The sequence below is a fragment of the Embleya sp. L77 genome (assembly GCF_055557415.1).
In genome coordinates this window covers 2,466,955-2,489,583 of sequence record NZ_CM145709.1, presented here as the reverse complement: position 1 = coordinate 2,489,583, position 22,629 = coordinate 2,466,955, and the positions used below count along the sequence as shown (strand labels likewise).

Genomic DNA, 22,629 nt, shown 5'->3' with positions numbered 1-22,629 from the left:
CGGCTGGGTTGGCCTCATGCGCCGGCCGGGCTGAGAGGTGGCCTCAAGCGCCGCCTGGGCTGAGCGGTGGCCTCAAGCGCCGGCTGGTCAGAGGCGGTTTCGGGTGAAGCGTTCCAGGAGGATGCCCAGGGTGGCGGTGCCGGCGATGGCCAGGCCGTAGGTGCGGGCCGGGTGGGAGCGTTTCGCGGGGTAGCGGGACAGGTCCAGCGGTGGTTCGGCCGCCGCCTTCTCGGCTGCCGCCTCGGCGTTCTCCTCGACCTCCGCGGCCTCCTGCGCGTTGGCCGTCCACGACGCGCAGAACAGCAGCAGCCGGATCACGAAGTAGATCCACAGGAGCAGTGCGACCGGCACGCCGAATGCGCCGTACGCGCTCTTCCCCGCGACACCCGCGATGTATCCGGACACCAACAGCTTGAGCACCTCGAAGCCGACCGCGCCGATCAGCGCGCCCTTGACCGCGACCGCGCGGTGCATGGTCAGCCGAGGCAGGCCGACCAGCAGATAGAGGAACAGCACCACGCTCGCGCCGACCGCGACCGCGAACGCGGCGACCTGGAGCAGGATCCGGCCGACCGGCTGGTGTTCGAGCCCGATCGAGTCGGAGATCTCGCGGATCACGATGGTCGCGAACGCGGACGCGCCCACCGACAACATGAGTGCGAGGCCGAGACCGATCAGCACACCCACGTCGGCGATCTTGCGCACGACCACATTGCCCGGCTCCTCCTCCACGTCCCAGATCGCCCGGATGGACGAGCGGGTCGCGTCCACCCATCCGGTCCCGGACATCAGCAGCAGCACGCCGCCGATCGCGCCCACCGCGCCCGCGTTGCGCACCAGCGCGTCCAGGTCGAGCTTGTCCGCGATGCCGGGGATCTGTTCGGAGATCTTGTTCTGCATGCGTTGGACCTGGGACGCGTCCAGCGCCGCGGCCACCAGCGCCGCCGCGAGCGTGATCAGCGGGAACATCGACAGGAAGCCGTAGTAGGTCACCGCCGCGGCGAGCCGATTGCCCTGTCGGTCGCCGTACCGCGAATACGCCCGCCACGTGGGGCCGATGACCGGGATCCTCGCCAGTCGTTCCTTGATCGCCACGGGTGACTGCTGCCCCTCCGAGGTCCGGCCCACACGCGACTCCACTCTGTGACCTCCCGGGTGGCCACGACGGCGTCACACGGGCAGGGGACCTGGCAACGACTGGCCGAACGCGAAGTCACGTTGCGGACGCCACACTCCGTCCGCGCCGTGCTCGTACAGACTGAAGCCCCAGATCGGGAAGACCGCGTCGTAGTCCACGAGTTCGGCGAACGCGAGGTCGAGCATATGGTCCGGCAGGTGGTGCGCGACGGTCACATGCGGGTGGTACGGGAAGTGCAACTCGCGCTCCAGCGGCCCGGATCGCACCGCGGCCTCGATCCGCTCACACTCCGGGATGCCGCGCGCGACCTGGACGAAGACCACCGGCGAGGTCGGCCGGAAGGTGCCGGTGCTGCGCAGGTGTATGTCGAACGGCGCCTCGCCGGCGGCGACCGCGCGTAGATGTTCCTCGACCTCGGCCATCGCCTCGTCGGCCACCTCGGTGGGTGGCAGGAGGGTCACGTGGGTCGGGATGGCGTTCGCGAGCGGATCCCCGAACCCGGCGCGACGAGCCTGGAGCTCACTGCCGTAGGGCTCTGGGATCGCAATCGACACCCCGATGGTGCGCTTCGCCATGTGTTGCGCCTCAGACTCCCGTCCGGCCGGTCACCGGGGGCAGGAAGCCGACACGGTCGTACGTCTTGGCCAGCGTCTCGGACGCCACCGCGCGGGCCTTCTCCGCGCCTCGGGCGAGCACCCTGTCCAGCTCGTCCGGGTCGTCCAGGTAGGTGCGCACGCGGTCCTGGAAGGGCTCCACGAATTCGACGAGCACCTCGGCCACCTCCTTCTTCAGGTCGCCGTAGCCCCTGCCCGCGAATCGCTCCTCCAACGCGGCGATCGAGGTGCCGGACAGTGCCGAATGGATGGTGAGCAGGTTGGACACGCCCGGCTTGTCGGTCTCGTCGAAGCGCACCTCGGTGCCGGTGTCGGTGACCGCGCTGCGGATCTTCTTCGCGCTGACCTTGGGGTCGTCGAGCAGATTGACGATGCCCTTGGGCGCCGAGGCCGACTTGCTCATCTTGATCGTCGGGTCCTGGAGGTCGACGATCTTGGCCGTCTCCTTGACGATGAACGGCTTGGGGATGACGTAGGTCTCACCGAAGGTGGAGTTGAAGCGCTGCGCGATGTCGCGGGTCAGCTCCAGATGCTGGCGCTGGTCCTCGCCGACCGGCACCGCGTCCGCCTGGTAGAGCAGGATGTCCGCGACCTGGAGCACCGGGTAGGTGAACAGGCCGACCGTGGTGCGGTCGCTGCCCTGCTTCGCCGACTTGTCCTTGAACTGGGTCATCCGCGCGGCCTCGCCGAAGCCGGTCACGCAGTTCATGATCCAGGCGAGCTGCGCGTGCTCGGGCACGTGGCTCTGCACGAACAGGGTGCAGCGTTCGGGGTCCAGGCCGGCCGCGAGCAGCTGCGCGGCGGACGTCCGGGTGCGGGTGCGCAGTTCCTTCGGATCCTGCGGAACCGTGATCGCGTGCAGGTCGACCACACAGTAGAAGGCATCGTGGCTGTCCTGGAGCGGCATCCACTGGCGGATCGCACCCAGGTAGTTGCCCAGGTGGAACGAATCCGCGGTGGGCTGGATTCCGGACAGAACACGGGGACGCGTCGATGCCATGACGCCATTCTCTCAGGCGTGTGGGGCGGATCCGGTCAGGGGAGCCACGCGACCCCCGCGCCGGGCGCACAACAAAGCGCGTGGGCGCCCCGGGGAAGACGCAACGATCGTGCGGCAGTGCACAACACAGGCGCCTTTACCGCCCCTTCGAACGCAACCTAGGCTGTGCAGGGCCGATACTCAGGGTCGTCGACCGCATATCCACGGTGACGACCGCATGCGGCCCCCGGCCTGCCGCCATGCACGGCTACACCAACGGCACGGCAGATCGATGTGGGTGCGCGGAAATCCCGTGCGCCCGTGCGCTGCCGCCGTCCGCGAGAAGGGGATATCGCGTGCGCCTCACCTCGTGCTGCGGTCGATCGGGCCGAGCCGCGCCGCGGTCGGAGCGCATATCGCCCGGAGTCGAGCGGGCGCGGGCGCCCCGGCAGCGGCGCCGGGGGTTCGTTGCGCCGCGGGCGGCCGAGGTGCGGCACTACGTGATGTGCCCGCCGGTGTTCCTGGACGCACCCGCGGCCGACGGTTCACCGGCCCGGCCGGATGCGCGGCTGACGGCGGAGACCGGGTTCGCGGCGCGGACGAGCGCGGCGATGGGTCAGTGGGAGCGGCTGCGCGGGACGCTGATCGCGCTGGGGCATCGGGTGAGTCTGGTGTCCGGGCGACCGGGGCTGCCCGGCATGGTGTTCGCCGCGCGGGCCGCGACCGTGGTGGGTGGACGGGTGCTGGGCGCGCGGCATCGTGCGGCGGATCGCTCCGCCGAGACGCCGGTCTACCTGGAGTGGTTCGACCGGCACGGCTTCCGGACGAGCCTGGAACCGGTGTTCGCGCACGAGGGTGAGAGCGACCTGATCCCGGCCGGACCGCGACTGCTGGCCGCGGCGGGACCGCTGACCGAGCCGGCCGCGCATGCCGAGGCGGAGGCGTTCTTCGGCCTGCCGGTGCTCCCGCTCGAACTCGCCGACCCGCGCTTCGGCCGGCTCGGCTCGGCGCTGACCGTGCTCGGCGAGCACACCGCGGCCTACTACCCCGGGGCGTTCACGCCGCGGGCGCAGCGCCGGCTGGCCCGGGTCTTCCCGGAGCGGATCGAGGTCGACGAGGCGGACGCGCTCGCGCTCGGCCTGGACGCGGTCTCCGACGGACGCAGCGTGCTGCTGGGCGATGCGACACCCGCGCTGGCGGCCCGGCTCGCGGGCCGGGGGTTCCGTACGATCGAACTGGACATGTCGGCATTTGCGGCCCACGGCGCGAGCGTGCGCAGTTGCGTACTGGAACTGCGCGCCGATCGTTGATCCCACGTCTTCGCGGGGTATCCCGTCTGTGCGCACTCGGGTGAGTTTCATCCCTCTCGCCGTTGTTGTGCGCTTTCCTCTTTTCGTACCTTCATCCGCCTTCGTTCCGCCCCCCGCCTTCGTACCCATCCCACTGATCCACCGATCCGCACCGCGTTTCGAATTCCACCGTTACGAAAGGACGTCATGAGCACGCAGCACTCGCCCGTCCCCTCCTCCGAGCACACGTCCGGTGTCGGCCGCACCGCCGGTCCGGGAGCCGAGAGCACCCGACTGATCGAGCTGGCCGAGGACGTCAGCGCGCACAACTACCACCCGCTGCCGATCGTGGTGGCCGAGGCGCACGGTGCGTGGATGACCGATGTCGAGGGCCGGCGCTACCTGGACATGCTGGCCGGGTACTCCGCACTCAACTTCGGGCACGGCAACGCCCGCCTGATCGACGCGGCCAAGCGCCAGCTGGACCGGGTCACGCTGACCAGCCGCGCGTTCCACAACGACCGCTTCGCGCCGTTCTGCGAGCAGCTCGCGCAGCTGGCCGGCATGGAGATGGTGCTGGTGATGAACACCGGCGCGGAGGCGGTGGAGACCGCGGTCAAGACGGCGCGCAAGTGGGGCTACGAGGTCAAGGGCGTGCCGGACGGGCAGGCGCGGATCGTGGTCGCCGCCGGCAACTTCCACGGCCGCACCACCACGATCGTGAGCTTCTCCACCGACGAGGAGGCGCGTCGGCACTTCGGCCCGTACACCCCGGGCTTCGACGTGGTGCCCTACGGCGACGCGGCGGCGCTGCGCGCGGCGATCACCGACGACACGGTGGCGGTGTTGATCGAGCCGATCCAGGGCGAGGCCGGCGTGCTGGTCCCGCCGCCCGGCTACCTGGCCGAGGTGCGCCGGGTCACCGCGGAGCGCGACGTCCTGTTCGTCGCCGACGAGATCCAGTCCGGGCTCGGGCGCACCGGCCGCACCTTCGCGTGCGAGCACGAGGGCGTGGTGCCGGACATGTACATCCTGGGCAAGGCGCTCGGCGGTGGCATCCTGCCGATCTCGGCCGTGGTGTCCTCGCGTGCGGTGCTCGGCGTCTTCGCGCCCGGCGAGCACGGCTCGACCTTCGGCGGGAATCCGCTGGCGTGCGCGGTGGGCCTGGAGGTGCTGGAGATCCTGCGCTCCGGCGAGTTCCAGCAGCGCTCCGCCGACCTCGGCGACCACCTGCACCGCGAACTCGCCACCCTGGTCGGCCACTCGGTGACCGCCGTCCGCGGTCGCGGCCTGTGGGCGGGCGTCGACATCGACCCGGCACACGGCACCGCCCGCGAGGTCTCCCAGGCCCTGATGGACCGCGGCGTCCTGGTCAAGGACACCCACGGCCAGACCATCCGCATCGCCCCGCCCCTGGTCATCTCCAAGGACGACCTGGACTGGTCCTTGGACCGGCTGAGGGCGGTGCTGAGGTAGCAGCGGGGCCCAGAGGACGAACGGCCGCGGGTCTTCGGGACGGCGCGGCCGTTCGTCTCACGAGTGTGGATCGGGCGAGTCGGCGGTGCGCGGGTGCCCACGGATCGACTTTTCGAAAGGATCGTCCGGGCCGAGACCGGACGGTTCTCCGGAAGTCACCCTGTGCCCCTGTAAGCGCGCCGGAACGACTGTCCTGGCAGGCGCCCCGGCGCCCCGGATGGCCCCTGCCCTGCCGACGACGGTGTCAGGTGCGGAGCGCGCGCGTGAGCGCCGTCCAGGAGGTTGCCGTGATGGTCAGGTGTCCGATGCTCGGGTCCTTCGAGTCGCGGACCGGGACGAGGCCCGGGAAATCATCGCTGACCTCGACACACGCCCCGCCGTTGCCGTTGCTGTGCGAACTCTTGCGCCACGTCGTCGGGCTCGCGTCGTAGATGGTCCCCATGTTTCGAACTCCTTGATTGCAGCTGTGATCAACACTGCCGAGTCCCTGGGTGGGAGAGCGTGCGAGCGCAGCGAGGCGAAAGCCCGGGCGCGTGCCGTAACGCTTGGCAGGTCTTCGATCAAGTGGCCTGAATCGCTGCCTTCAAGGTAAACGATAGTGAGCTCGTCCGGCAGTGTCAGCAGGATGAGCGATCCCCCAAGGGCAGGGTGCGCGCCATGGGAGTAGGGCAGCACCTGGACCGTGGTGTGATTCGCATCCATAAGTGGTAGCAACAAACTGAGTTGCTCGCACATGACCTCCGCGCCACCGATGGGTCGCCGTACGGCGGCCTCGTCCAAGATGACGGACAGCCGTGGTCGGTCGGGGGTTCGAAGGCGCCCCTGCCGACTCAGTCGCGCGGCGACCAGTTTGTCGATTTCGGCGGGTTCAGCGTCCGGATCGAACGCGGACAGGAACGCCTTTGCGTAGGCCGGTGTTTGGAGCAGTCCCGGGATCGTGGCAGCCGCGTACTCTTCGATGGCGCTCGCTTCGGCCTCAAGACGCATGTACCGGCGGTATTGACCGGGATGAATGTCGAACCTCACGAAGCCGAACATCCTCGTGAACATGACGCCGGTGCCCAGGGCAATGTCGAGCTTGGGTCCCAGAGTTTCGTGCAGGTGCTCCCCGTTTTCGAACTTCGACATCTGAGATTTGTTGAACCCGAGGATTCCGGCCAGCGCGGTAACGCTGAGACCGGCTCGCTCGCGCTCCATCCGGATTTCGGCGCCGTAGCGGTGACTTGGGGACAGGTCCGGGTCGAGTCGTCGTTGTCGGAACGTCACGTGCGGCCTCCCGTGTTGCGTGATCCGTCGCGCAACAGGGCGGGTCATCGAATCGGTGCACTGTGCGCCATTCCTTCGATACACAAGGTAGTGGCGCGAATTCGTCCATGAGAGGCGAATCGGCCGATACGCCTGCCACGAAGGCCGGTTGACCGCCATGTGACGGGAGCAGGGGGCGAGCACACGCCTTGGACAGCAGCTCGCCCCCTACGTGCCCCCAACGGAGAGGACAACAACACGATGCCAGAAGCCAATGGAGCCGACGTCGTTTCGCCGGCCGACGCCACCGCTGCCGACGCGATCCAGAACGCCAGACTCGCCTATCTCGTCCGCCAAGCCGCGCTCGTGATGCGCCGTCAGGAGGCGGCTCGGCCTCGCCGCGAAGTGATCGCGCACTCTGCCGAGGATCTCGACGTGGGCAGTGCGTTCTTCGAACGTTACCGGCACGCACCGTGCCGCGACGCCGTCTCGTCGCGGGACGGGACGCTCATGGACGTGATCGGGACCAGCGTCTACCTGCGCGGTCACGACGGCCTCGAATTCCTGTGTCGAATCCACGACTTGGTGATCCTCGCCCCGCCGCCGCCGGTCCTCTACCGGCGTGTGCGCTACGTCGGCCCGGAGGACCCCGCCCTGCGTCCCGACGGTGAACTCACCGAGTTGTGGGCCGTCGACCAGGGCAAGCTCGCGACTGTGCAACCCGCCAACGGACACGCCTGGTTCGCGTTGACATCCGACCTGGAGCGAACCGACTACACGCTGGGACCCGTCGCCGACTGGCCGACGCCGCCGTTCCGACCGGACCGGAACGGTCGGTGACGCCGGTGAGGGGCCGGCCCCACCGGGCCGGCCCCTCACCGAATTGCCGAAATCGTGCTCACGAGCTGCGGCGGCCCACCAGCCTCGGCTTCGGTTCTATGCCGGAGAGGCCGTTCCAGGCCAGGTTGACCAGGTGCGCCGCGACGTCGGCCTTCTTCGGGCGGCGGACGTCCAGCCACCACTGCCCGGTCAGGGCGACCATGCCGACCAGCATCTGGGCGTACATCGGGGCCAGCTTCGGGTCGTAGCCGCGCGACTTGAACTCCAGCCCGAGAACGTCCTCGACCTGGGAGGCGATGTCGCTGATCAGCGACGCGAAGGTGCCGGTGGATTGGGCCACCGGCGAGTCCCGGACCAGGATCCGGAAGCCGTCGGTGTTCTGGTCGATGTAGTCGAGGAGGGCGAAGGCCGCCTGCTCCAAGAGCTCACGAGGGTGCCCGCCGGTCAGGGCGCCGGTCACCATGTCCAACAATGCGCTGGTCTCCCGGTCCACGACGACGGCGTACAGACCTTCCTTGCCCCCGAAGTGTTCGTAGACCACCGGCTTCGAGACGCCCGCCTTGTGGGCGATCTCCTCGACACTCGTCGCGTCGTAGCCACGCTCCGCGAACAGTGTCCGACCGATGTCGATCAACTGCTCGCGGCGCTCTTTCCCGGTCATGCGCACACGACCGCCGCCGCGCGGTGCACTCCGCCTGCTGCTCTCGGTCACTGGCCCATCATGCCGCGCGGCGAGCCGCGACCCGTTCCCGGTCCGGCCAACGTACGTCCCAGACCCAGCCGAGCTTCTCCATCCAGCGGATCGCCCGGGCGCTGCTGTCGAGCTGGCCGCGCAGTACGCCGTGCCGTGCGCTGGTCTGATCCGCGTGGTGCAGGTTGTGCCAGGACTCGCCCATCGAGGGGATCGCGAGCCACCACACGTTGCCCGAACGGTCGCGGGACTTGAACGGGTGGTCGCCGACCGCGTGGCAGATCGAGTTGATCGACCAGGTCACGTGGTGCAGCAGCGCGACCCGGACCAGGCCGGCCCAGAAGAACGCGGTCAGCGCGCCCTGCCACGACCACGCCCACAGGCCGCCGACCAGCGCGGGAGCGGCCAGCGAGACCGCGACCCACAGCGGGAACTGGCGGGAGACGCGGATCATGTCGCGGTCCTTGAGCAGGTCGGGCGCGTACTTCTCCTGCGAGGTCTGCTCGATGTCGAACAGCCACCCCATGTGCGCCCACCACAGGCCCTTGGCCAGCGCGCCCACACCGGTGCCGTAGCGCCACGGCGAGTGCGGGTCGCCCTCCTTGTCGGAGAACCTGTGGTGCTTGCGGTGGTCGGCGACCCACCGCACCAGCGGCCCCTGCACGGCCATGTTGCCCGCGATCGCGAGGGCGATCCGGACCGGGCGCTTGGCCTTGAACGATCCGTGGGTGAAGTAGCGATGGAATCCGATGGTGATCCCGTGGCCGGTGATGGCGTACATCACCACCGCGATCACCACGTCGTGCCAGGACAGGCCCCACCCCCAGGCCACCGGCACCGCTGCCACCAGCGCGAGGAACGGGATGCCGATGAAGAGCGCCAGGGCGACCTGCTCGGCGAAGTGCTTGCGCTCGCCGCCGAGCGTGCCGCGCAGGGCGGAGTCGGCGGCGGACTTCCGTTCTTCGAGCACGCTGGTGCCGGGGGAAGGGGTCATAGGGATTCCCTCAGGTCGGGGGCGGCGATGCTACGGCGACGTAACCTACGGAGCCGTAAGTTCCGCCAGTATGGCAGGTCATGAGCGGAAAGTGAGGTGTCTGTCCGACCTCCGATTTTTCCGCCGCGCGGATGGCAAAACCCTTGTATCGGACGGCTTCCCGATCCGGCCGCAGGCATGCGTGAGGCGCCGGAGCGGCTTGTCGGGCCAGTCGCGCCGCGGTCTTGCGAGATGTTCCGTCGGGTCTACGGGGGGTTATTCGCGCACGAAGCGCCGAGGGGCCGGCATAGTGGGTGCCGTGAAAACGGGATGAGCCCGCCTGCCAAGCGGAATGCCCGATTCATTCCGCTATGGTGTAACTCGGCAGCACACGGGGTTTTGGTCCCCATGGTCCAGGTTCAAATCCTGGTAGCGGAGCCTCTCGGCAGTGCCGGCCGCAGCGGCGCGTGGAGCCTTCTCCCGACGGCGCTATCCTCATAGGGCCCGGTTTGTTCGGCTCGGCTTCGTCGTGCCGTCATTTCGTTTCTCCGAAGTCGGCCTTCGGAGTCGTCGGGCATCCCCCGCCAGCGATGCCGAGGAGCCTTGCTCTGTGAGCCCCATCCGCCCGGCTGCCGTCGTCGTACTTGCTGCGGGTGAGGGCACCCGCATGCGTTCCAAGACCACTCCGAAGGTGTTGCACGCCCTGGCCGGTCGGGCCATGGTCGGGCATGTGGTCGAGGCCGCTCGACGGCTGGATCCCGAAGACCTGATCGTCGTCGTCGGCCACGGCCGCGACAAGGTCGCGAGCTACCTGTCCGCGTTGGACCCGGCCGCCCGGGTGGTCGTCCAGGAACAGCAGAACGGCACCGGACACGCCGTGCGCGTCGCCCTGGACGGGCTCGCCGAGAGCAACCGGGAGCCGGACGGCGTGGTCCTGGTCACGTGCGGGGACACCCCGCTGCTGACCACGGACAGCCTGGCCGCACTGGTCGCGACCCACGAGAGCGAGGGCAACGCCGTCACCGTGCTCTCCGCGGTCGTGCCCGACCCGACCGGCTACGGCCGGATCGTCCGGGAGAACACCCCCGACGGGCGCGGTGCCGTCACCGCGATCGTCGAGCACAAGGACGCCTCCGCCGCCCAGCGCGCGATCGCCGAGATCAACTCCGGCGTGTACGCGTTCGACGGCAAGCTGTTGCGCGAGGCGCTCGGCCAGATCACCCCGCACAACAGCCAGGGTGAGGAATACCTCACCGACACGCTGCACGTGCTGCGCGAGGCCGGGCATCGGGTGGGCGCCGCCGCGGCCGTGGACCACCGGGAGATCCTGGGCGTCAACGACCGGGTGCAGCTCGCCGAGGCACGGCGGGTGTTCAACGACCGCCTGCTCGAAGCCGCGATGCGTGCCGGGGTCACCGTGGTCGATCCCGCGACCACCTGGATCGACGTGGACGTCACGTTCGAACCGGATGCCGTACTCCACCCCAACACCCAGCTGCACGGCGCGACCGCCATCGCCGCCGAGGCCGTGGTGGGCCCCAACTGCACGCTGCGCGACACCGTCGTCGGCGAGCGGGCCCACGTGTACAACGCCACGAGCGACGGCGCCGAGATCGGCCCCGAGGCCACCGTGGGTCCGTACACCTACCTGCGACCGGGCACCCGGCTCGCGCAGGGGGCCAAGGTCGGCGGCTTCGTGGAGATGAAGAACGCCGTGGTGGGCCCCGGATCCAAGGTGCCGCATCTGTCCTATGTCGGAGATGCGACCATCGGGGTGGGCACCAATATCGGTGCGGCCACGATCTTCGTGAACTACGACGGCGTGAACAAGCACCACACGGTGGTCGGGGACCACGTGCGGGTGGGCAGCGACACCATGCTGGTCGCCCCGATCGAGATCGGCGACGGTGCCTACACGGCCGCCGGATCGGTGATCACAGAAGATGTCCCGCCCGGTGCGATGGCGGTGGCGCGGGGGCGCCAGCGCAACATCGACGGGTGGGTTGCACGCAAACGCGCGGATACGGCCTCGGCGCAGGCCGCCGAACGCGCGCTCGCGGCCACGCAGGGGGACGCGGGCGACGTGCACACAACGGCCGGGCCGAACGACGGTTCTGCCGAGGCGAATGGCAAGGAGACGGTGCTGTGAGCGGGATCAAGGTGACGCCTGAGCGCAAGCTCATGCTCTTCACGGGCAGGGCCCACCCCGAACTTGCGAAGGAGGTGGCCTCGGAGCTCGGTGCGGATCTCGTTCCCACCAAGGCCTTCGAGTTCGCCAACGGGGAGATCTACGTACGTTTCGAGGATTCCGTACGAGGTGCCGACGCGTTCGTGATCCAGAGCCACACGGCTCCGATCAACACGTGGATCATGGAACAGCTGATCATGATCGACGCGCTCAAGCGGGCCTCCGCCAAGCGCATCACGGTCATCGTGCCGTTCTACGGCTACGCCCGTCAGGACAAGAAGCACCGCGGTCGCGAGCCGATCTCGGCTCGCCTGATGGCGGACCTGTTCAAGACCGCGGGCGCCGATCGGCTGATGGCCGTGGACCTGCACACGTCGCAGATCCAGGGCTTCTTCGACGGTCCGGTGGACCACCTGTTCGCGCTGCCGCTGCTGGCCGACCACGTCGGCAAGCGGGTGGACCGCGAGCGGCTGACCGTGGTCTCGCCGGACGCCGGCCGGGTCCGGGTGGCCGACCAGTGGACGGATCGCCTCGGCGCGCCGCTGGCGATCATCCACAAGCGTCGCGACCCCAACATCGCCAACGAGGTCACCGTGCACGAGGTGGTCGGTGACGTCACCGGCCGCACGTGTGTGCTGGTCGACGACATGATCGACACCGGTGGCACGATCTGCGCCGCCGCCGACGCGCTGTACGAGAACGGCGCCGCCGACGTGATCGTGGCCGCCACCCACGCGGTGCTGTCCGGTCCGGCCGTGGACCGGCTGAAGAACTCGCGGATCAGCGAGGTCATCGTGACCAACTCGCTGCCGATCGAGGAGGGGCGTCAGTTCGACAAGCTGACCATCCTGTCGATCGCCCCGATGGTGGGTCGGGCGATCCGCGAGGTGTTCGAGGACGGTTCGGTCACGAGCCTGTTCGACGGCCACAGCTGACCCACGGCACCGTCAAACCCGGCCCGAATGGGCCGTTTGAGCTGCAACTCGCGTACGCCGCCCGGTCGTTCGGCCGGGCGGCGTACGTGTGCCCATCTGCTTTTCGAGGTATCTTGCGTCGAATGGGGGGCGCGCTGTCACTCGTTCGAGTGGCGTTCGTCGCGACCCGATTTCGGGGTGACCGAGAAGAGCGGGTAGGCTAACGGGGTTGCCCGGCGAGGGATGCGCGCTACTTGCTCCGTGATCGACGCGGTAGTTGTGTGTCGTGTACTCCTCCAAGGCTTTTGCAGGGGACCCGGTGCCACTCGGGCACCTACGAACCGACTCCGGCCATCACCGTCCGCAGTCGATCCGCACCATGGGGACCCCGCCCCGCCATCCGCCACCGCGTCGTTCGAGGAGTACCCGTCGTGTCCGAGGTCCGTATCGTCGCCGAGCCGCGTTCCGAGTTCGGCAAGGGTGCCGCCCGTCGCGCCCGTCGCGCGGGTAAGGTGCCGGCCGTCCTCTACGGTCACGGCTCCGCTCCGCTCCACCTTGCGCTTCCGGGCCACGAGCTCATGCTCGCGCTCAAGACCCCCAACGTCCTGTTCTCGCTGGACATCGACGGCAAGGCGCAGCTGGCCCTGCCCAAGGACGTTCAGCGTCACCCGATCAAGCGTCACCTGGAGCACGTCGACCTCCTGATCGTCCAGAAGGGCGAGACGGTCACGGTCGAGGTTCCGGTCAGCACGGTCGGCGAGATCGCCCCGGGCGGTCTGCTCGAGACCGTCGTCCCGGCGCTTCCCGTCGAGGCCGACGCCACCGCCCTCCCCGGCACCATCGAGATCGACGTGACCGGCCTGGAGCCGGGCGCCTCGGTGCACGCCAAGGACATCAAGCTGCCGAAGGGCACCGCGCTCGCGGGCGACCCCGAAGCGGTCATCCTGCACATCCTCACCCCGTCGGCTCCGGAGCCGACCGCCGAGGAGACCGCGGCGGCCGACGAGGCCTGATCCGGTCTCGTTGTCGTAGGACGAACGCGGGGACGACAACATCATGAGTGAGTCGCAGGCCCACGCCGGCACGGAGAACAGTCCGTGGTTGGTCGTGGGCCTCGGCAATCCCGGGCCCGAGTACGCCGGGAATCGCCACAACGTCGGGTTCATGGTCGTCGATCTGCTCGCCGAGCGGGATCGGTCGAGGTTCAAGGCGCACAAGTCGCGCGCCCAGGTGGTGGAGACCCGGATCGGCCCGCATCGGGTGGTGCTGGCCAAGCCGATGTCGTTCATGAACCTGTCCGGCGGTCCGGTGACCGCGCTGCGTGACTTCTACAAGATCCCGGTCGCGAACATCATCGCGGTCCACGACGAGTTGGACGTCGACTTCGGCGTGCTGCGGCTCAAGCGCGGTGGCGGCGACAATGGGCACAACGGCCTGAAGTCGATCACCAAGTCGCTCGGACCCGACTACCTGCGGGTGCGGTTCGGCATCGGCCGCCCGCCCGGGCGGATGGACGTCGCGGCGTTCGTGCTCAAGGACTTCTCCGCGACCGAGCGCAAGGAACTCGCGTTCGAGGTGGACCGGGCGGCCGACGCGTGCGAGGCACTGGTGCGCGAGGGCCTGGAGCGGGCGCAGAACGAGTTCCACACCTGACCGTGGCGGGTCGCAGGACAGGCGCCGGCGAGGGCGGGGCCCGCACGGGGACCCGCCCTCGGCCGTACCCGGGTGGCTACCAGCGGCCGTCGTCGCGGATGCGCACCGGCGCCAGCCCCAGGACCAGCGTGCTGATCGCGGCGTCCATCGACGAGCCGATGAACCATTCGCCGGTGTGGTCCAGGCCGAACACCCGACCGATCGGATCGATCGCCAGGTAGCTGCTGCCGTCGTCCTCGTCGCCCAGCGGGGCCAGCGGGGTGCCCAGCGCGCGACCCACGTCGGTGAGCGTGCGCGGCAGGTGCAGCCCGCGGGTGGGGTCGATGGTGAACGGGCGGCGGAGGACGTCCTTGCCCGCGCCGCCGATGGCGAAGTGCAGCGAACCGAACTCGGCCCAGGCCACCAGCGCCGCCGGGAACACGCTGTGCCGGTGCCCGTCGGGCGACTCGTGGTCGCTGATCTGCCGGGCCCACGTCTCGGCCTGGGTCAGCCGGCGCCGACCCACCGTCCAGCCGGCCCGCTTGAGTTCGTGCACCACGTCGGTGGAGAAGCGGGACACGTCAGCCGCTTTCCGTCGACGCGACGCCGAAGTGTTCGAGCATCGGTGCGCAGGACCGGCACGGCGGTTGATACGTGTCGTGTCGTGGGTCGCCGTCCTCACGGATCCGGCGCAGGGTCAGCTTGGCCCCCTTGAGCGAGCGTCGTGCCTCCTGCACGGTGAACGGTCGCCGAGCCGCCCGCTTGGTGCGCGCCGCCTCGGCCTCGAAGAGATGCTCGGACACCAGCTCGACCTCGGGACAGCGGCCCCGCCAGCGCTCGCGTGCCTCGACCGGGAGGGCCATCAGGAAGTCCCGGACCAGCGGATGCGCCGTCGGCACGGTGTCGCCCTTGGCGCCGGCCCGGGTGCGGATGCGCTTGCCGACGAACAGCGCCGCCGCCACGGCCGGCAGGATGCTCTCCCGGGTGCCCCCCGGGGCGACCCGCTCGCGCGGGTCGGGATCCACCGGTTCGAGCTCCGGATCAACTTCCACCGTACGTTCCTTCGCCAGTGTCGTCGTCGGAGTACCCGCGGCCACGTGGCGTTCCCTTCTCGTTCATGTGCTGCTTCGGCCGAGGCGGCTTGTGTCGACGGATCGATCATGCCGGCGCCCGGATCGGTGACTGTGCGTGCAACAGCGTGCCAAACGTATCGGCGACCCGTGTAACCGGGACTCCCGGAAAGATCTTTGCAGTTCGGTCCGACCCGCGGATTTCCCGGTTGACCCGCGGCGGAGCGGATCGGGCGCTAGCTTCGTTCGGGTGGGGGTGCCGTGCGGCGGCTGGGCCCGCGCGGCCGGGGGGTTGCAGGGGAGTTGACGTTCCGTCATGTCGAATTCCGGGTCTGGGCGAGCCATCGGGCTCGCCGTCATAGGGGCCGGCTATTGGGGGCCCAATCTGGTGCGCAACGCGCAGGCCACACCGGCTCTGCGGCTGGAATGGCTGTGTGATCTGGACGAGGCGCGGGCCCGTGCGGTCCTGGGGGATTACAGCACGGTTCGGGTGAGCACGTCGTATCAGGAAGTGCTGGCCGACCCCGCGGTACACGCGGTGGCGATCGCGACGCCGGCCGCGACGCACTTCGAGCTGGTCGCGGCGGCGCTGGAGGCGGGCAAGCACGTCCTGGTCGAGAAGCCGATCACGGCCGATCACTCGGACGCGGTCAAACTCGTCGAACTGGCCGAGCGCAACGGGCTGACGCTGATGTGCGATCACACGTTCTGCTACATGCCGGTGGTCCGACACATCCGCGATCTGATCCACAGCGGCGAACTGGGCGACATCCGCTTCTTCGACTCGGTGCGGATCAATCTGGGCCTGGTCCAGCCGGACGTGGACGTGGTGTGGGATCTCGCACCGCACGATCTGTCCATCCTGGACTTCATCCTGCCGCCGGGGGTGCGCCCGGTGTCGGTGGCGGCCCACGGCGCGGACCCGCTCGGCACCGGCCGGGCCTGCCTGGCCTACCTGGTGGTGCGGCTGAGCAACGAGGCGATCGCACACGTGCATGTGAACTGGCTCTCGCCGACCAAGGTGCGCACCACCATCATCGGCGGCTCCCGACGCACCCTGGTGTGGGACGACACCAATCCCGCGGCCCGACTCCAGGTGCACGACAAGGGCATCGACCTGGCCGAGGACGCCGCGCTCAGCCGGGAGGCCCGGCGGGAGAAGCTGATCTCCTACCGGGTGGGCGACGTGGTCTCGCCCGCGTTGCCCGAGCGGGAGGCGCTGCGCGCGGTGATGGCCGAATTCGCCGACGCGATCGGCACGTCCCGGCCGGCGCTGACCGACGGTCGCGCGGGTCTGCGGGTCCTGGAACTACTGGAGGCGGCCTCGCGCAGCCTGGAACTGGGCGGCGTCACCGTCGCGCTGGGAGAACTCTGATGGCTGTCGAAATCGCCGGTTCGCGCTGCGTGGTCACCGGCGGCGCGGGGACCATCGGGTCCACGATCGTCGACCGGCTGCTCGCCGCCGGGGCCGCGCAGGTGGTCGTGCTGGACAACCTGACCCGCGGGCACCGGGGCAATCTGGCCGGTGCGCTGACCGACGAGCGGGTCGAGCTGGTCGAGGGCGACATCCGCGACCGGCCGCTGCTGGCCCGGCTGATGCCCGGCACCGACGTGCTGTTCCACCTCGCCGCCATCCGGATCACGCAGTGCGTGGAGGAACCCCGGCTCGCGCTGGAGGTCCTCGTGGACGGCACCTACGACGTCATGGAGGCGGCGATCGCCGCCGACGTGCGCAAGGTGGTCACCTCCTCCTCGGCGTCGGTCTACGGGCTCGCCGAGGAGTTCCCGACCACCGAGCTGCACCACCCGTACGACAACGACACGCTCTACGGCGCGGCCAAGCTGTTCAACGAGGGTCTGCTGCGCAGCTTCCGGACGATGTACGGCCTGGACTACGTGGCGCTGCGCTACTTCAACGTCTACGGTCCGCGCATGGACGTGCACGGCCTGTACACCGAGGTGCTGATCCGCTGGATGGAGCGGATCGGCAAGGGGGAACCCCCGTTGATCTTCGGCGACGGCCTGCAGACCATGGACTTCGTGTACACCGAGGACATCGCTCGCGCCAACCTCCTTGCCGCGCAAGCCGATGCCGCGGGTGAGGTGTTCAACATCGCGTCCGGGAGCGAGACTTCGCTGCGCGGACTGGCCGAGCGACTGCTGGCGGTGATGGGTGCGGAGGAGCTGGGCATCGAGTACGGCCCGGCCCGATCGACCGGCGGGGTGACCCGGCGGCTGGCCGATACCACCAAGGCCGCACGGGAGTTGGGCTTCACCGCGGAGGTGGACATCGACGAGGGACTGCGCCGACTGGTGGCGTGGTGGCGGGACGCGGTCTGATCCGACCGGGGCACCGAGGGGGTTCGGTGGACACCGGGTGCGGGGCGGACGCGGCTGGGACGGGCATGGGCGGGCGACCGGGCTGGGGGAAGGCACGATGAGCATGGAACGAATTCCGGTGATGCGGCCCTGGATGGGCGAGGAAGAGGCCGCCGCCGCGGCGGACGCGGTGCGCTCCGGGTGGGTGGCCCAGGGACCTCGGGTGGCCGCCTTCGAGCGGGCGTTCGCGGAGTACGTCGAGGTGCCCGCGGCGATCGCGGTGTCCTCGTGCACCACTGCGCTGCACCTGGCGCTGATCAACGCCGGGGTGGGGCCGGGCGACGAGGTCGTGGTGCCCTCGCTGTCCTTCGTGGCCACCGCCAACGCGGTGCGCTACGTGGGCGCGCGCCCGGTGTTCGCCGATGTCGAACTCGCCACCGGGAACCTGACCCCGGAGACGATCGAACCGGTGCTCACCGCCGCGACGCGCGCGGTGATCCTGGTCGATCAGGGCGGCATTCCGGCCGATCTGGACGGGGTACGGGCGCTGGTGGACGCCTGCGGCATCGTGGTGGTGGAGGACGCGGCGTGCGCGGCGGGCTCGACCTACAAGGGCCGACCGGTGGGCGCCGGCGCGATGTCCGCGACGTTCTCCTTCCATCCGCGCAAGCTGCTGACCACCGGCGAGGGCGGCATGCTCACGCTCGCGCGCGAGAGCGCGGCACCGCGGTTGCGCCGGTTGCGCGAGCACGGGATGAGCGTCAGCGCGGCCGACCGGGACGCCGCGGACCGCGCGGGCGGGGCGCCGGTGGTGGAGAGCTACGACGAACTCGGCTTCAACTACCGGATGACCGACATCCAGGCGGCGGTCGGCCTGGTGCAGCTGGGCCGACTGCCCGCGATGGTCGCCCGGCGTCGGGAACTGGCGGCCCGCTACCGGGAGTTGCTCGCCGGGGTGGACGGGCTGGAGACGGCGGCCGATCCGGCGTACGGGCTGACCAACTATCAGGCGTTCTGGGTGCTGCTGCCCGAGGACTTCCCCGTGTCGCGCGACGACCTGCTCGGGGAACTCGCCCGGGCCGGCATCTCGGCGCGGCGCGGGATCATGGCCGCGCATCTGGAACCGGCGTACGCGGACGTCGAACACGTACCGCTGCCCGCCACCGAGCGGTTGACCCGGGACTCGCTGATCCTGCCGCTGTTCCACGACCTGACCGAGGACGGGCAGGACCGGGTGGTGGCCGCGGTGCGGGCGGCGGCCGGCGTCCGGGCGGCGGTCTAGTGTCCTTTCGCGATCTGCTGTTGGTCGGCGCCGGCGGGTTCGCCCGCGAGGTCGCCGCGGCGATCCCGGACTTCCGTGCCCCGCGCGGGAGTTCGGGGTGGCGGCTGCTCGGCTTCCTGGACGACGATCCGGCCCGCCTGGACACCGAGGTGGACGGCTTCCCGGTGCTCGGCGGTGCGGACGCGGTGCACAAGTGGTCGGATGCGCTGGTGGTGGTGTGCGTCGGGAGTCCGACGAACTGGTGGAGTCGCTCGCGGGTGGTGGCCCGGCTGGGCCTGCCGGACTCCCGCTGGGCCACGCTCGTGCACGTGAGTGCGGTGGTCCCGCGTACGTGCGAGGTCGGGCCGGGCGCGGTGCTGATGGCACAGACGGTGCTGACCACCTCGGTCCGGGTGGGCGCCCACGCGCACACCATGCCGCACGTGGTGCTGACCCACGACGACGACGTGGGCGAGTTCGCCACGCTGGCCGCGGGAGTGCGGTTGGCGGGCGCGGTGACGGTGGGCCGGGAGGCGTACCTGGGAGCCGGTGCGCTGGTGCGCGAGCGGCGCACCATCGGTGCCCGGTCGCTGGTGGGGATGGGCTCGGTCGTGACGCGGGACGTGCCGCCGGCCGAGGTGTGGGCGGGGGTGCCGGCCCGCCGACTGCGGTCGGCGCCGACCCCCGCCGCCGTGGGGATTTCACGAGGGGGAGATGCGAATGAGTGCTGACCTGGACCGGATTCCGTTGGTGGACCTGGCCGCCGCGCACGCCGAGGTGGCCGGCGAGGTCGAGGCCGGCATCGCCCGGGTGCTGGCCACGTGCGCGTTCGTGGGCGGCCCGGACGTCGCGGGCTTCGAGGCCGAGTACGCCGAGTTCACCGGCGTCGCGCACTGCGTCGGGGTGGCCAACGGCACGGACGCCGTGGAACTGGCGCTGCGGGTGCTGGAGGTGGGCGCGGGAGCGGGCGTGGTGATGCCCGCGAACACCTTCGTGGCGACCGCGGAGGCCGCGGTCCGGGCGGGCGCCCGGCCGGTGTTCGCGGACGTGGACGACGAGTTCCTGCTGCTGGATCCGCAGCGGGCCGCCGAGGCGCTCGGCGGCCCGGTCGAGGCCCGCGCCGTGGTCCCGGTACACCTGAACGGGCAACTGGCGCCGATGGGCGCGTTGCGGGCGCTGGCGCAGGCCCGCGGGGTGTTCCTGGTCGAGGATGCCGCGCAGTGCCAGGGCGCGACCCAGGACGGCACCGCACCCGGCGGGTGGGGGCCCGACTCCATCGCGGCGACCAGCTTCTACCCGGGCAAGAACCTGGGCGCCTACGGCGACGGCGGTGCGGTGGTGACCGGCAACGAGGCATATGCGGCCGCGCTGCGCGAGATGCGCGACCACGGGTCGTCGCGCAAGTACGTGCACACGCGCCTGGGCTTCAACTCGCGCCTGGACACCATCCAGGCCGTGGTGCTGCGCGCCAAGCTGCGCCGACTCGCCGACTGGAACGTGCGGCGGCGGGCGGCGGCGGCCCGCTACGACGCGCTGCTCGCCGGGGTCGAGGGCGTGCGGGTGCCGGGCACCGCGCCGGGCAACGAGCACGTGTGGCACCTGTACGCGGTCCGGGTGCCCGAGCGGGACAAGGTGCTCGCGCTGCTGAACGAGGCGGGCGTGGGCGCCGGCGTGCACTATCCGGTGCCGGTGCACCTGCAACCCGCCTTCGCCGAACTGGGCTACGCACGTGGCGACTTCCCGGTGGCCGAGCGGGCCGCCGAGCAGATCCTGACGCTGCCGCTGTACCCGCAGTTGACCGCGGCGCAGCAGGAGCGCGTCGTGGAGGTGCTCGCGGGAGCGCTGAGCCGGCTGTGAGGCCCGGGCCCGACGACGGGCCGGCGTGCCTGCCCGCGCCCGGCACGATCCGCCATCTCGGCCACGCCGGTTTCGTGGTCGCCCACGCGGGCGTCTCGCTGCTGATCGACCCGTGGTTTCACCCCGCGTTCCTCGGCGCGTGGTTCCCGTTCCCGGACAATCGCGCGTTGTTGCCCGAGGTGCTCGCCGGCGGATACGACCTGCTCTATCTCTCGCACCTGCACGAGGACCACTTCGACGAACGGGTGCTCGAGCAACTCGATCGCGGCATCACCGTGGTGTTGCCGAGGTACCGGTCCAAGTCCCTGGTCCGGCGGATGAGTGCGCTGGGTTTCCACGAGCAGGTCGTGCTCGGCCATCGCGAGTCGTTCACGCCCGCGCCGGGACTGACCCTGACCATGCTGCTGGACACCAGCCACAAGGAGGACAGCGGCCTGCTCGTCAACCTGGACGGCTACCGCTTCCTGGACCTCAACGACTGCAACACCCCGCTCGGCGAACTCCCGAGCGACGTCGATCTGTTGTCCGCGCAGTTCTCCGGCGCGATGTGGTACCCGAACGCGTACGCGTATCCGGAGGAGACCCAGCGCAAGAAGACCGCCGAGGTGCGCTCGGACCTGTTCGACACGCTGGTGCGCAAGGTGCGCCTGACCGGCGCGCGCGCCTACCTGCCGTCGGCCGGGCCGCCGGTGTTCCTGGATCCCGAACTCGCCCGGTACAACGACCGGGACGAGACGATCTTCCCGCTGTGGGACGCGTTCGCCGACGACTTCGCGGCGGCCTGTCCGCAGGTGCGGGTGATCGAGGCGGCGCCGGGCGACGACCTGGCCGCACCGACCGGCCCGGTGGCGCACTGGCGCACCGAGGCGTACCTGAGCGCCTATCGGGACCGCCGCGAGGCCGAGTGGCGGGCCTATGCCGAGCCGGCGTTCGAGCCGGTCGCGCCGGCCGAACTGGACGCCTACCTGGCCCGGTTGCAGAGCTGGAACAAGCGCTTCCTGGGCGATTGGCGCAAGGACGTGCGGTTGACCTCGGACGGCGGTTCCTGGTCGGTACGGCTGGGCCGGATCGCGGGTGACATCGTGTTCGAGGAGGAGCCGGTCGACCCCGCCTACACGATCGAGGTCCCGCAGCGGGTGTTGCGCGCGATCGTGGACGGTGCGGTGGGGTGGGAGGAGGCGCTGCTGTCCATGCGCCTGGGCCTGGCCCGTGATCCGGACGTGTTCGACCTGACCCTGATGAGCCTGCTGCGCTACGGCGAGCACCCGGCGCAGACCATGCAGATGGTCCGCGAGCGCGAATCGGCCGCGCACGGCGAGTCGATCGAGCGGTGCGGGGTGCGGATGCAGCGGTTTTGTCCGCACGCCGGCGAGGACCTGTCGCACGCGGACATCGCGGCCGGCGTGCTGGAGTGCCCGCGCCATCACTGGAAGTGGCGCCTGGACACCGGCGAGTGCGTGGCGGGCGGGACCGTGCCGCTGCGGGTCGAGCCGATCGCCGACGGCGTCCCGGATCGGTGACGGTCGCCGCCGCTCGCTCGGGACATGCGTTCGAGCGTGCGGCGGTTGACATAACGTCCTGCACCGAATCGACAGTCGCCCTGCTCGCCCGGTGTGCCGTCACCCCTGCGAGCGAGTCCGCGCCACTCGTTCGCCCTATTCGTCAGAAAAGATAATTGATCGCGGTATTGCATCCTTTGTATGTCGGTAACGACGCGTTAGGCATTCGAAAGGAAAACGTTTTTCTCCGAAACGTCCGGGTTCCGTCACGAGCGTGTCATGGCGCGTCGAGTGTCGACCACGCGGCGGCCGCAAGTGCTGCGGTGTGGCCGTCCAGGTCATTCGTGTCCCTCGGGACGGGAGTGGCGCCCGTGATGTCTGGAGGTTGTCCATGAGCACCTGGGGATGGGTCTGCCAGGAGAACGCTTGTCCGTCGAAGTCCGACGGCGCCCGCCAGCGGTACCGGTCGAAGGACGCGGCACAGGTGGCGGCCAAGGCGCACACGAAGGCCACCGGGCACAAGACGAGGATCATCGAGTACAGGTAGCCGGCGGGTCACGGCCGCCCGGGGGCACGCGGGAGACAGGCGGGCACGAGTGGGAACGGGCGCACACGCGTAGGAACGGGTGGGCACGAGTGGGAAC

The 22,629-nt window shown here is 70.0% G+C and carries 22 protein-coding genes, 1 tRNA gene and 1 pseudogene; 15 read left to right on the top strand and 9 right to left on the bottom strand.

Annotation, left to right across the window (positions count from 1 at the left end; all coding sequences use genetic code 11):
• Positions 1-87 precede the first annotated feature (87 nt).
• Genes ACZOOI_RS10205 through trpS form a run of 3 tightly spaced genes read right to left on the bottom strand, consistent with a single transcriptional unit; the run spans position 88 to position 2,752 of the window.
• Positions 88-1,128, bottom strand: a complete 1,041-nt coding sequence (locus tag ACZOOI_RS10205) for a YihY/virulence factor BrkB family protein (protein WP_465280398.1) — start codon at positions 1,126-1,128, stop codon at positions 88-90.
• Positions 1,129-1,170: 42 nt separating this feature from the next.
• The gene (locus tag ACZOOI_RS10200) at positions 1,171-1,713 is read right to left on the bottom strand and encodes a 2'-5' RNA ligase family protein (RefSeq protein WP_391585317.1); all 543 of its coding nucleotides are present in this window, start codon (positions 1,711-1,713) and stop codon (positions 1,171-1,173) included.
• Positions 1,714-1,723: 10 nt separating this feature from the next.
• Entirely contained in the window at positions 1,724-2,752 is a 1,029-nt protein-coding gene (trpS, locus tag ACZOOI_RS10195) for a tryptophan--tRNA ligase (protein WP_465280397.1), read from the bottom strand.
• Between the two features lie 467 nt (positions 2,753-3,219).
• Between trpS and ACZOOI_RS10190 the strand changes: the two genes are divergently transcribed.
• A complete protein-coding gene (locus tag ACZOOI_RS10190) occupies positions 3,220-4,041 on the top strand; it encodes a dimethylarginine dimethylaminohydrolase family protein (protein WP_465280396.1) in 822 nt (273 codons plus the stop codon).
• A gap of 186 nt (positions 4,042-4,227) precedes the next feature.
• The gene (gene rocD, locus ACZOOI_RS10185) at positions 4,228-5,496 is read left to right on the top strand and encodes an ornithine--oxo-acid transaminase (protein WP_465280395.1); all 1,269 of its coding nucleotides are present in this window, start codon (positions 4,228-4,230) and stop codon (positions 5,494-5,496) included.
• A 244-nt stretch (positions 5,497-5,740) separates the two neighbouring features.
• Here the strand turns inward: rocD and ACZOOI_RS10180 are convergent, their stop codons facing one another.
• Positions 5,741-5,938 carry a DUF397 domain-containing protein gene (locus ACZOOI_RS10180; RefSeq protein ID WP_465280394.1) on the bottom strand — a complete coding sequence of 66 codons (198 nt, stop codon included), beginning with the start codon at positions 5,936-5,938 and terminating at the stop codon, positions 5,741-5,743.
• A gap of 83 nt (positions 5,939-6,021) precedes the next feature.
• Positions 6,022-6,693: pseudogene (locus ACZOOI_RS10175) on the bottom strand (Scr1 family TA system antitoxin-like transcriptional regulator); the annotation flags it as partial.
• A 309-nt stretch (positions 6,694-7,002) separates the two neighbouring features.
• Between ACZOOI_RS10175 and ACZOOI_RS10170 the strand changes: the two are divergent.
• Positions 7,003-7,581 (top strand): hypothetical protein, encoded by a 579-nt coding sequence (locus tag ACZOOI_RS10170; protein ID WP_465280393.1) that lies wholly within the window; start codon positions 7,003-7,005, stop codon positions 7,579-7,581.
• A gap of 58 nt (positions 7,582-7,639) precedes the next feature.
• On the opposite strand, the gene ACZOOI_RS10165 is transcribed toward ACZOOI_RS10170, so the two are convergent.
• Both ACZOOI_RS10165 and ACZOOI_RS10160 read right to left on the bottom strand, forming a co-directional pair.
• Positions 7,640-8,242 carry a TetR family transcriptional regulator gene (locus ACZOOI_RS10165; protein WP_391585312.1) on the bottom strand — a complete coding sequence of 201 codons (603 nt, stop codon included), beginning with the start codon at positions 8,240-8,242 and terminating at the stop codon, positions 7,640-7,642.
• Positions 8,243-8,300: 58 nt separating this feature from the next.
• A complete protein-coding gene (locus tag ACZOOI_RS10160; protein ID WP_465280392.1) occupies positions 8,301-9,266 on the bottom strand; it encodes an acyl-CoA desaturase in 966 nt (321 codons plus the stop codon).
• Between the two features lie 344 nt (positions 9,267-9,610).
• On the opposite strand from ACZOOI_RS10160, the gene ACZOOI_RS10155 reads away from it, so the two are divergent.
• From ACZOOI_RS10155 to pth, 5 genes are all read left to right on the top strand, one after another.
• Positions 9,611-9,683 (top strand) — tRNA-Gln (locus ACZOOI_RS10155).
• Positions 9,684-9,855: 172 nt separating this feature from the next.
• Positions 9,856-11,394 (top strand): bifunctional UDP-N-acetylglucosamine diphosphorylase/glucosamine-1-phosphate N-acetyltransferase GlmU, encoded by a 1,539-nt coding sequence (gene glmU / locus ACZOOI_RS10150; protein ID WP_465280391.1) that lies wholly within the window; start codon positions 9,856-9,858, stop codon positions 11,392-11,394.
• Positions 11,391-12,368, top strand: a complete 978-nt coding sequence (locus ACZOOI_RS10145) for a ribose-phosphate diphosphokinase (RefSeq protein ID WP_020554595.1) — start codon at positions 11,391-11,393, stop codon at positions 12,366-12,368. The genes glmU and ACZOOI_RS10145 overlap by 4 nt, the downstream gene beginning before the upstream one ends.
• Positions 12,369-12,778: 410 nt before the next feature.
• Positions 12,779-13,360: a 50S ribosomal protein L25/general stress protein Ctc gene (locus ACZOOI_RS10140; RefSeq protein WP_465280390.1), complete on the top strand. Its 582-nt coding sequence runs from the start codon at positions 12,779-12,781 to the stop codon at positions 13,358-13,360.
• Positions 13,361-13,403: 43 nt separating this feature from the next.
• Positions 13,404-14,000, top strand: coding sequence for an aminoacyl-tRNA hydrolase (gene pth, locus ACZOOI_RS10135; protein WP_465280389.1), 597 nt, complete (start codon positions 13,404-13,406; stop codon positions 13,998-14,000).
• 76 nt (positions 14,001-14,076) lie between these two features.
• Here the strand turns inward: pth and ACZOOI_RS10130 are convergent, their stop codons facing one another.
• Positions 14,077-14,559, bottom strand: coding sequence for an SUKH-3 domain-containing protein (locus ACZOOI_RS10130; protein ID WP_465280388.1), 483 nt, complete (start codon positions 14,557-14,559; stop codon positions 14,077-14,079).
• 1 nt (position 14,560) lies between these two features.
• On the bottom strand, positions 14,561-15,031 hold the full coding sequence (locus tag ACZOOI_RS10125) for a YwqJ-related putative deaminase (protein ID WP_396005086.1): 471 nt from the start codon (positions 15,029-15,031) through the stop codon (positions 14,561-14,563).
• Between the two features lie 334 nt (positions 15,032-15,365).
• Here ACZOOI_RS10125 and ACZOOI_RS10120 point away from each other — a divergent pair, with 334 nt between their 5' ends.
• From ACZOOI_RS10120 to ACZOOI_RS10090, 7 genes are all read left to right on the top strand, one after another.
• On the top strand, positions 15,366-16,424 hold the full coding sequence (locus ACZOOI_RS10120; protein ID WP_465280387.1) for a Gfo/Idh/MocA family protein: 1,059 nt from the start codon (positions 15,366-15,368) through the stop codon (positions 16,422-16,424).
• Entirely contained in the window at positions 16,424-17,389 is a 966-nt protein-coding gene (locus tag ACZOOI_RS10115; protein WP_465280386.1) for an NAD-dependent epimerase/dehydratase family protein, read from the top strand. Before ACZOOI_RS10120 ends, ACZOOI_RS10115 begins: the two co-directional genes overlap by 1 nt.
• A 97-nt stretch (positions 17,390-17,486) precedes the next feature.
• Entirely contained in the window at positions 17,487-18,650 is a 1,164-nt protein-coding gene (locus tag ACZOOI_RS10110) for a DegT/DnrJ/EryC1/StrS family aminotransferase (RefSeq protein WP_465280385.1), read from the top strand.
• Positions 18,650-19,360, top strand: a complete 711-nt coding sequence (locus tag ACZOOI_RS10105; RefSeq protein ID WP_396005082.1) for an acetyltransferase — start codon at positions 18,650-18,652, stop codon at positions 19,358-19,360. Before ACZOOI_RS10110 ends, ACZOOI_RS10105 begins: the two co-directional genes overlap by 1 nt.
• Positions 19,350-20,486, top strand: a complete 1,137-nt coding sequence (locus ACZOOI_RS10100) for a DegT/DnrJ/EryC1/StrS family aminotransferase (RefSeq protein WP_465280384.1) — start codon at positions 19,350-19,352, stop codon at positions 20,484-20,486. The genes ACZOOI_RS10105 and ACZOOI_RS10100 overlap by 11 nt, the downstream gene beginning before the upstream one ends.
• Complete coding sequence (locus tag ACZOOI_RS10095) at positions 20,483-22,006, top strand: MBL fold metallo-hydrolase (protein ID WP_465280383.1); 1,524 nt, start codon at positions 20,483-20,485, stop codon at positions 22,004-22,006. The genes ACZOOI_RS10100 and ACZOOI_RS10095 overlap by 4 nt, the downstream gene beginning before the upstream one ends.
• Before the next feature lie 370 nt (positions 22,007-22,376).
• Entirely contained in the window at positions 22,377-22,532 is a 156-nt protein-coding gene (locus ACZOOI_RS10090) for a hypothetical protein (RefSeq protein WP_391585299.1), read from the top strand.
• The last annotated feature ends 97 nt before the right edge of the window (positions 22,533-22,629 follow it).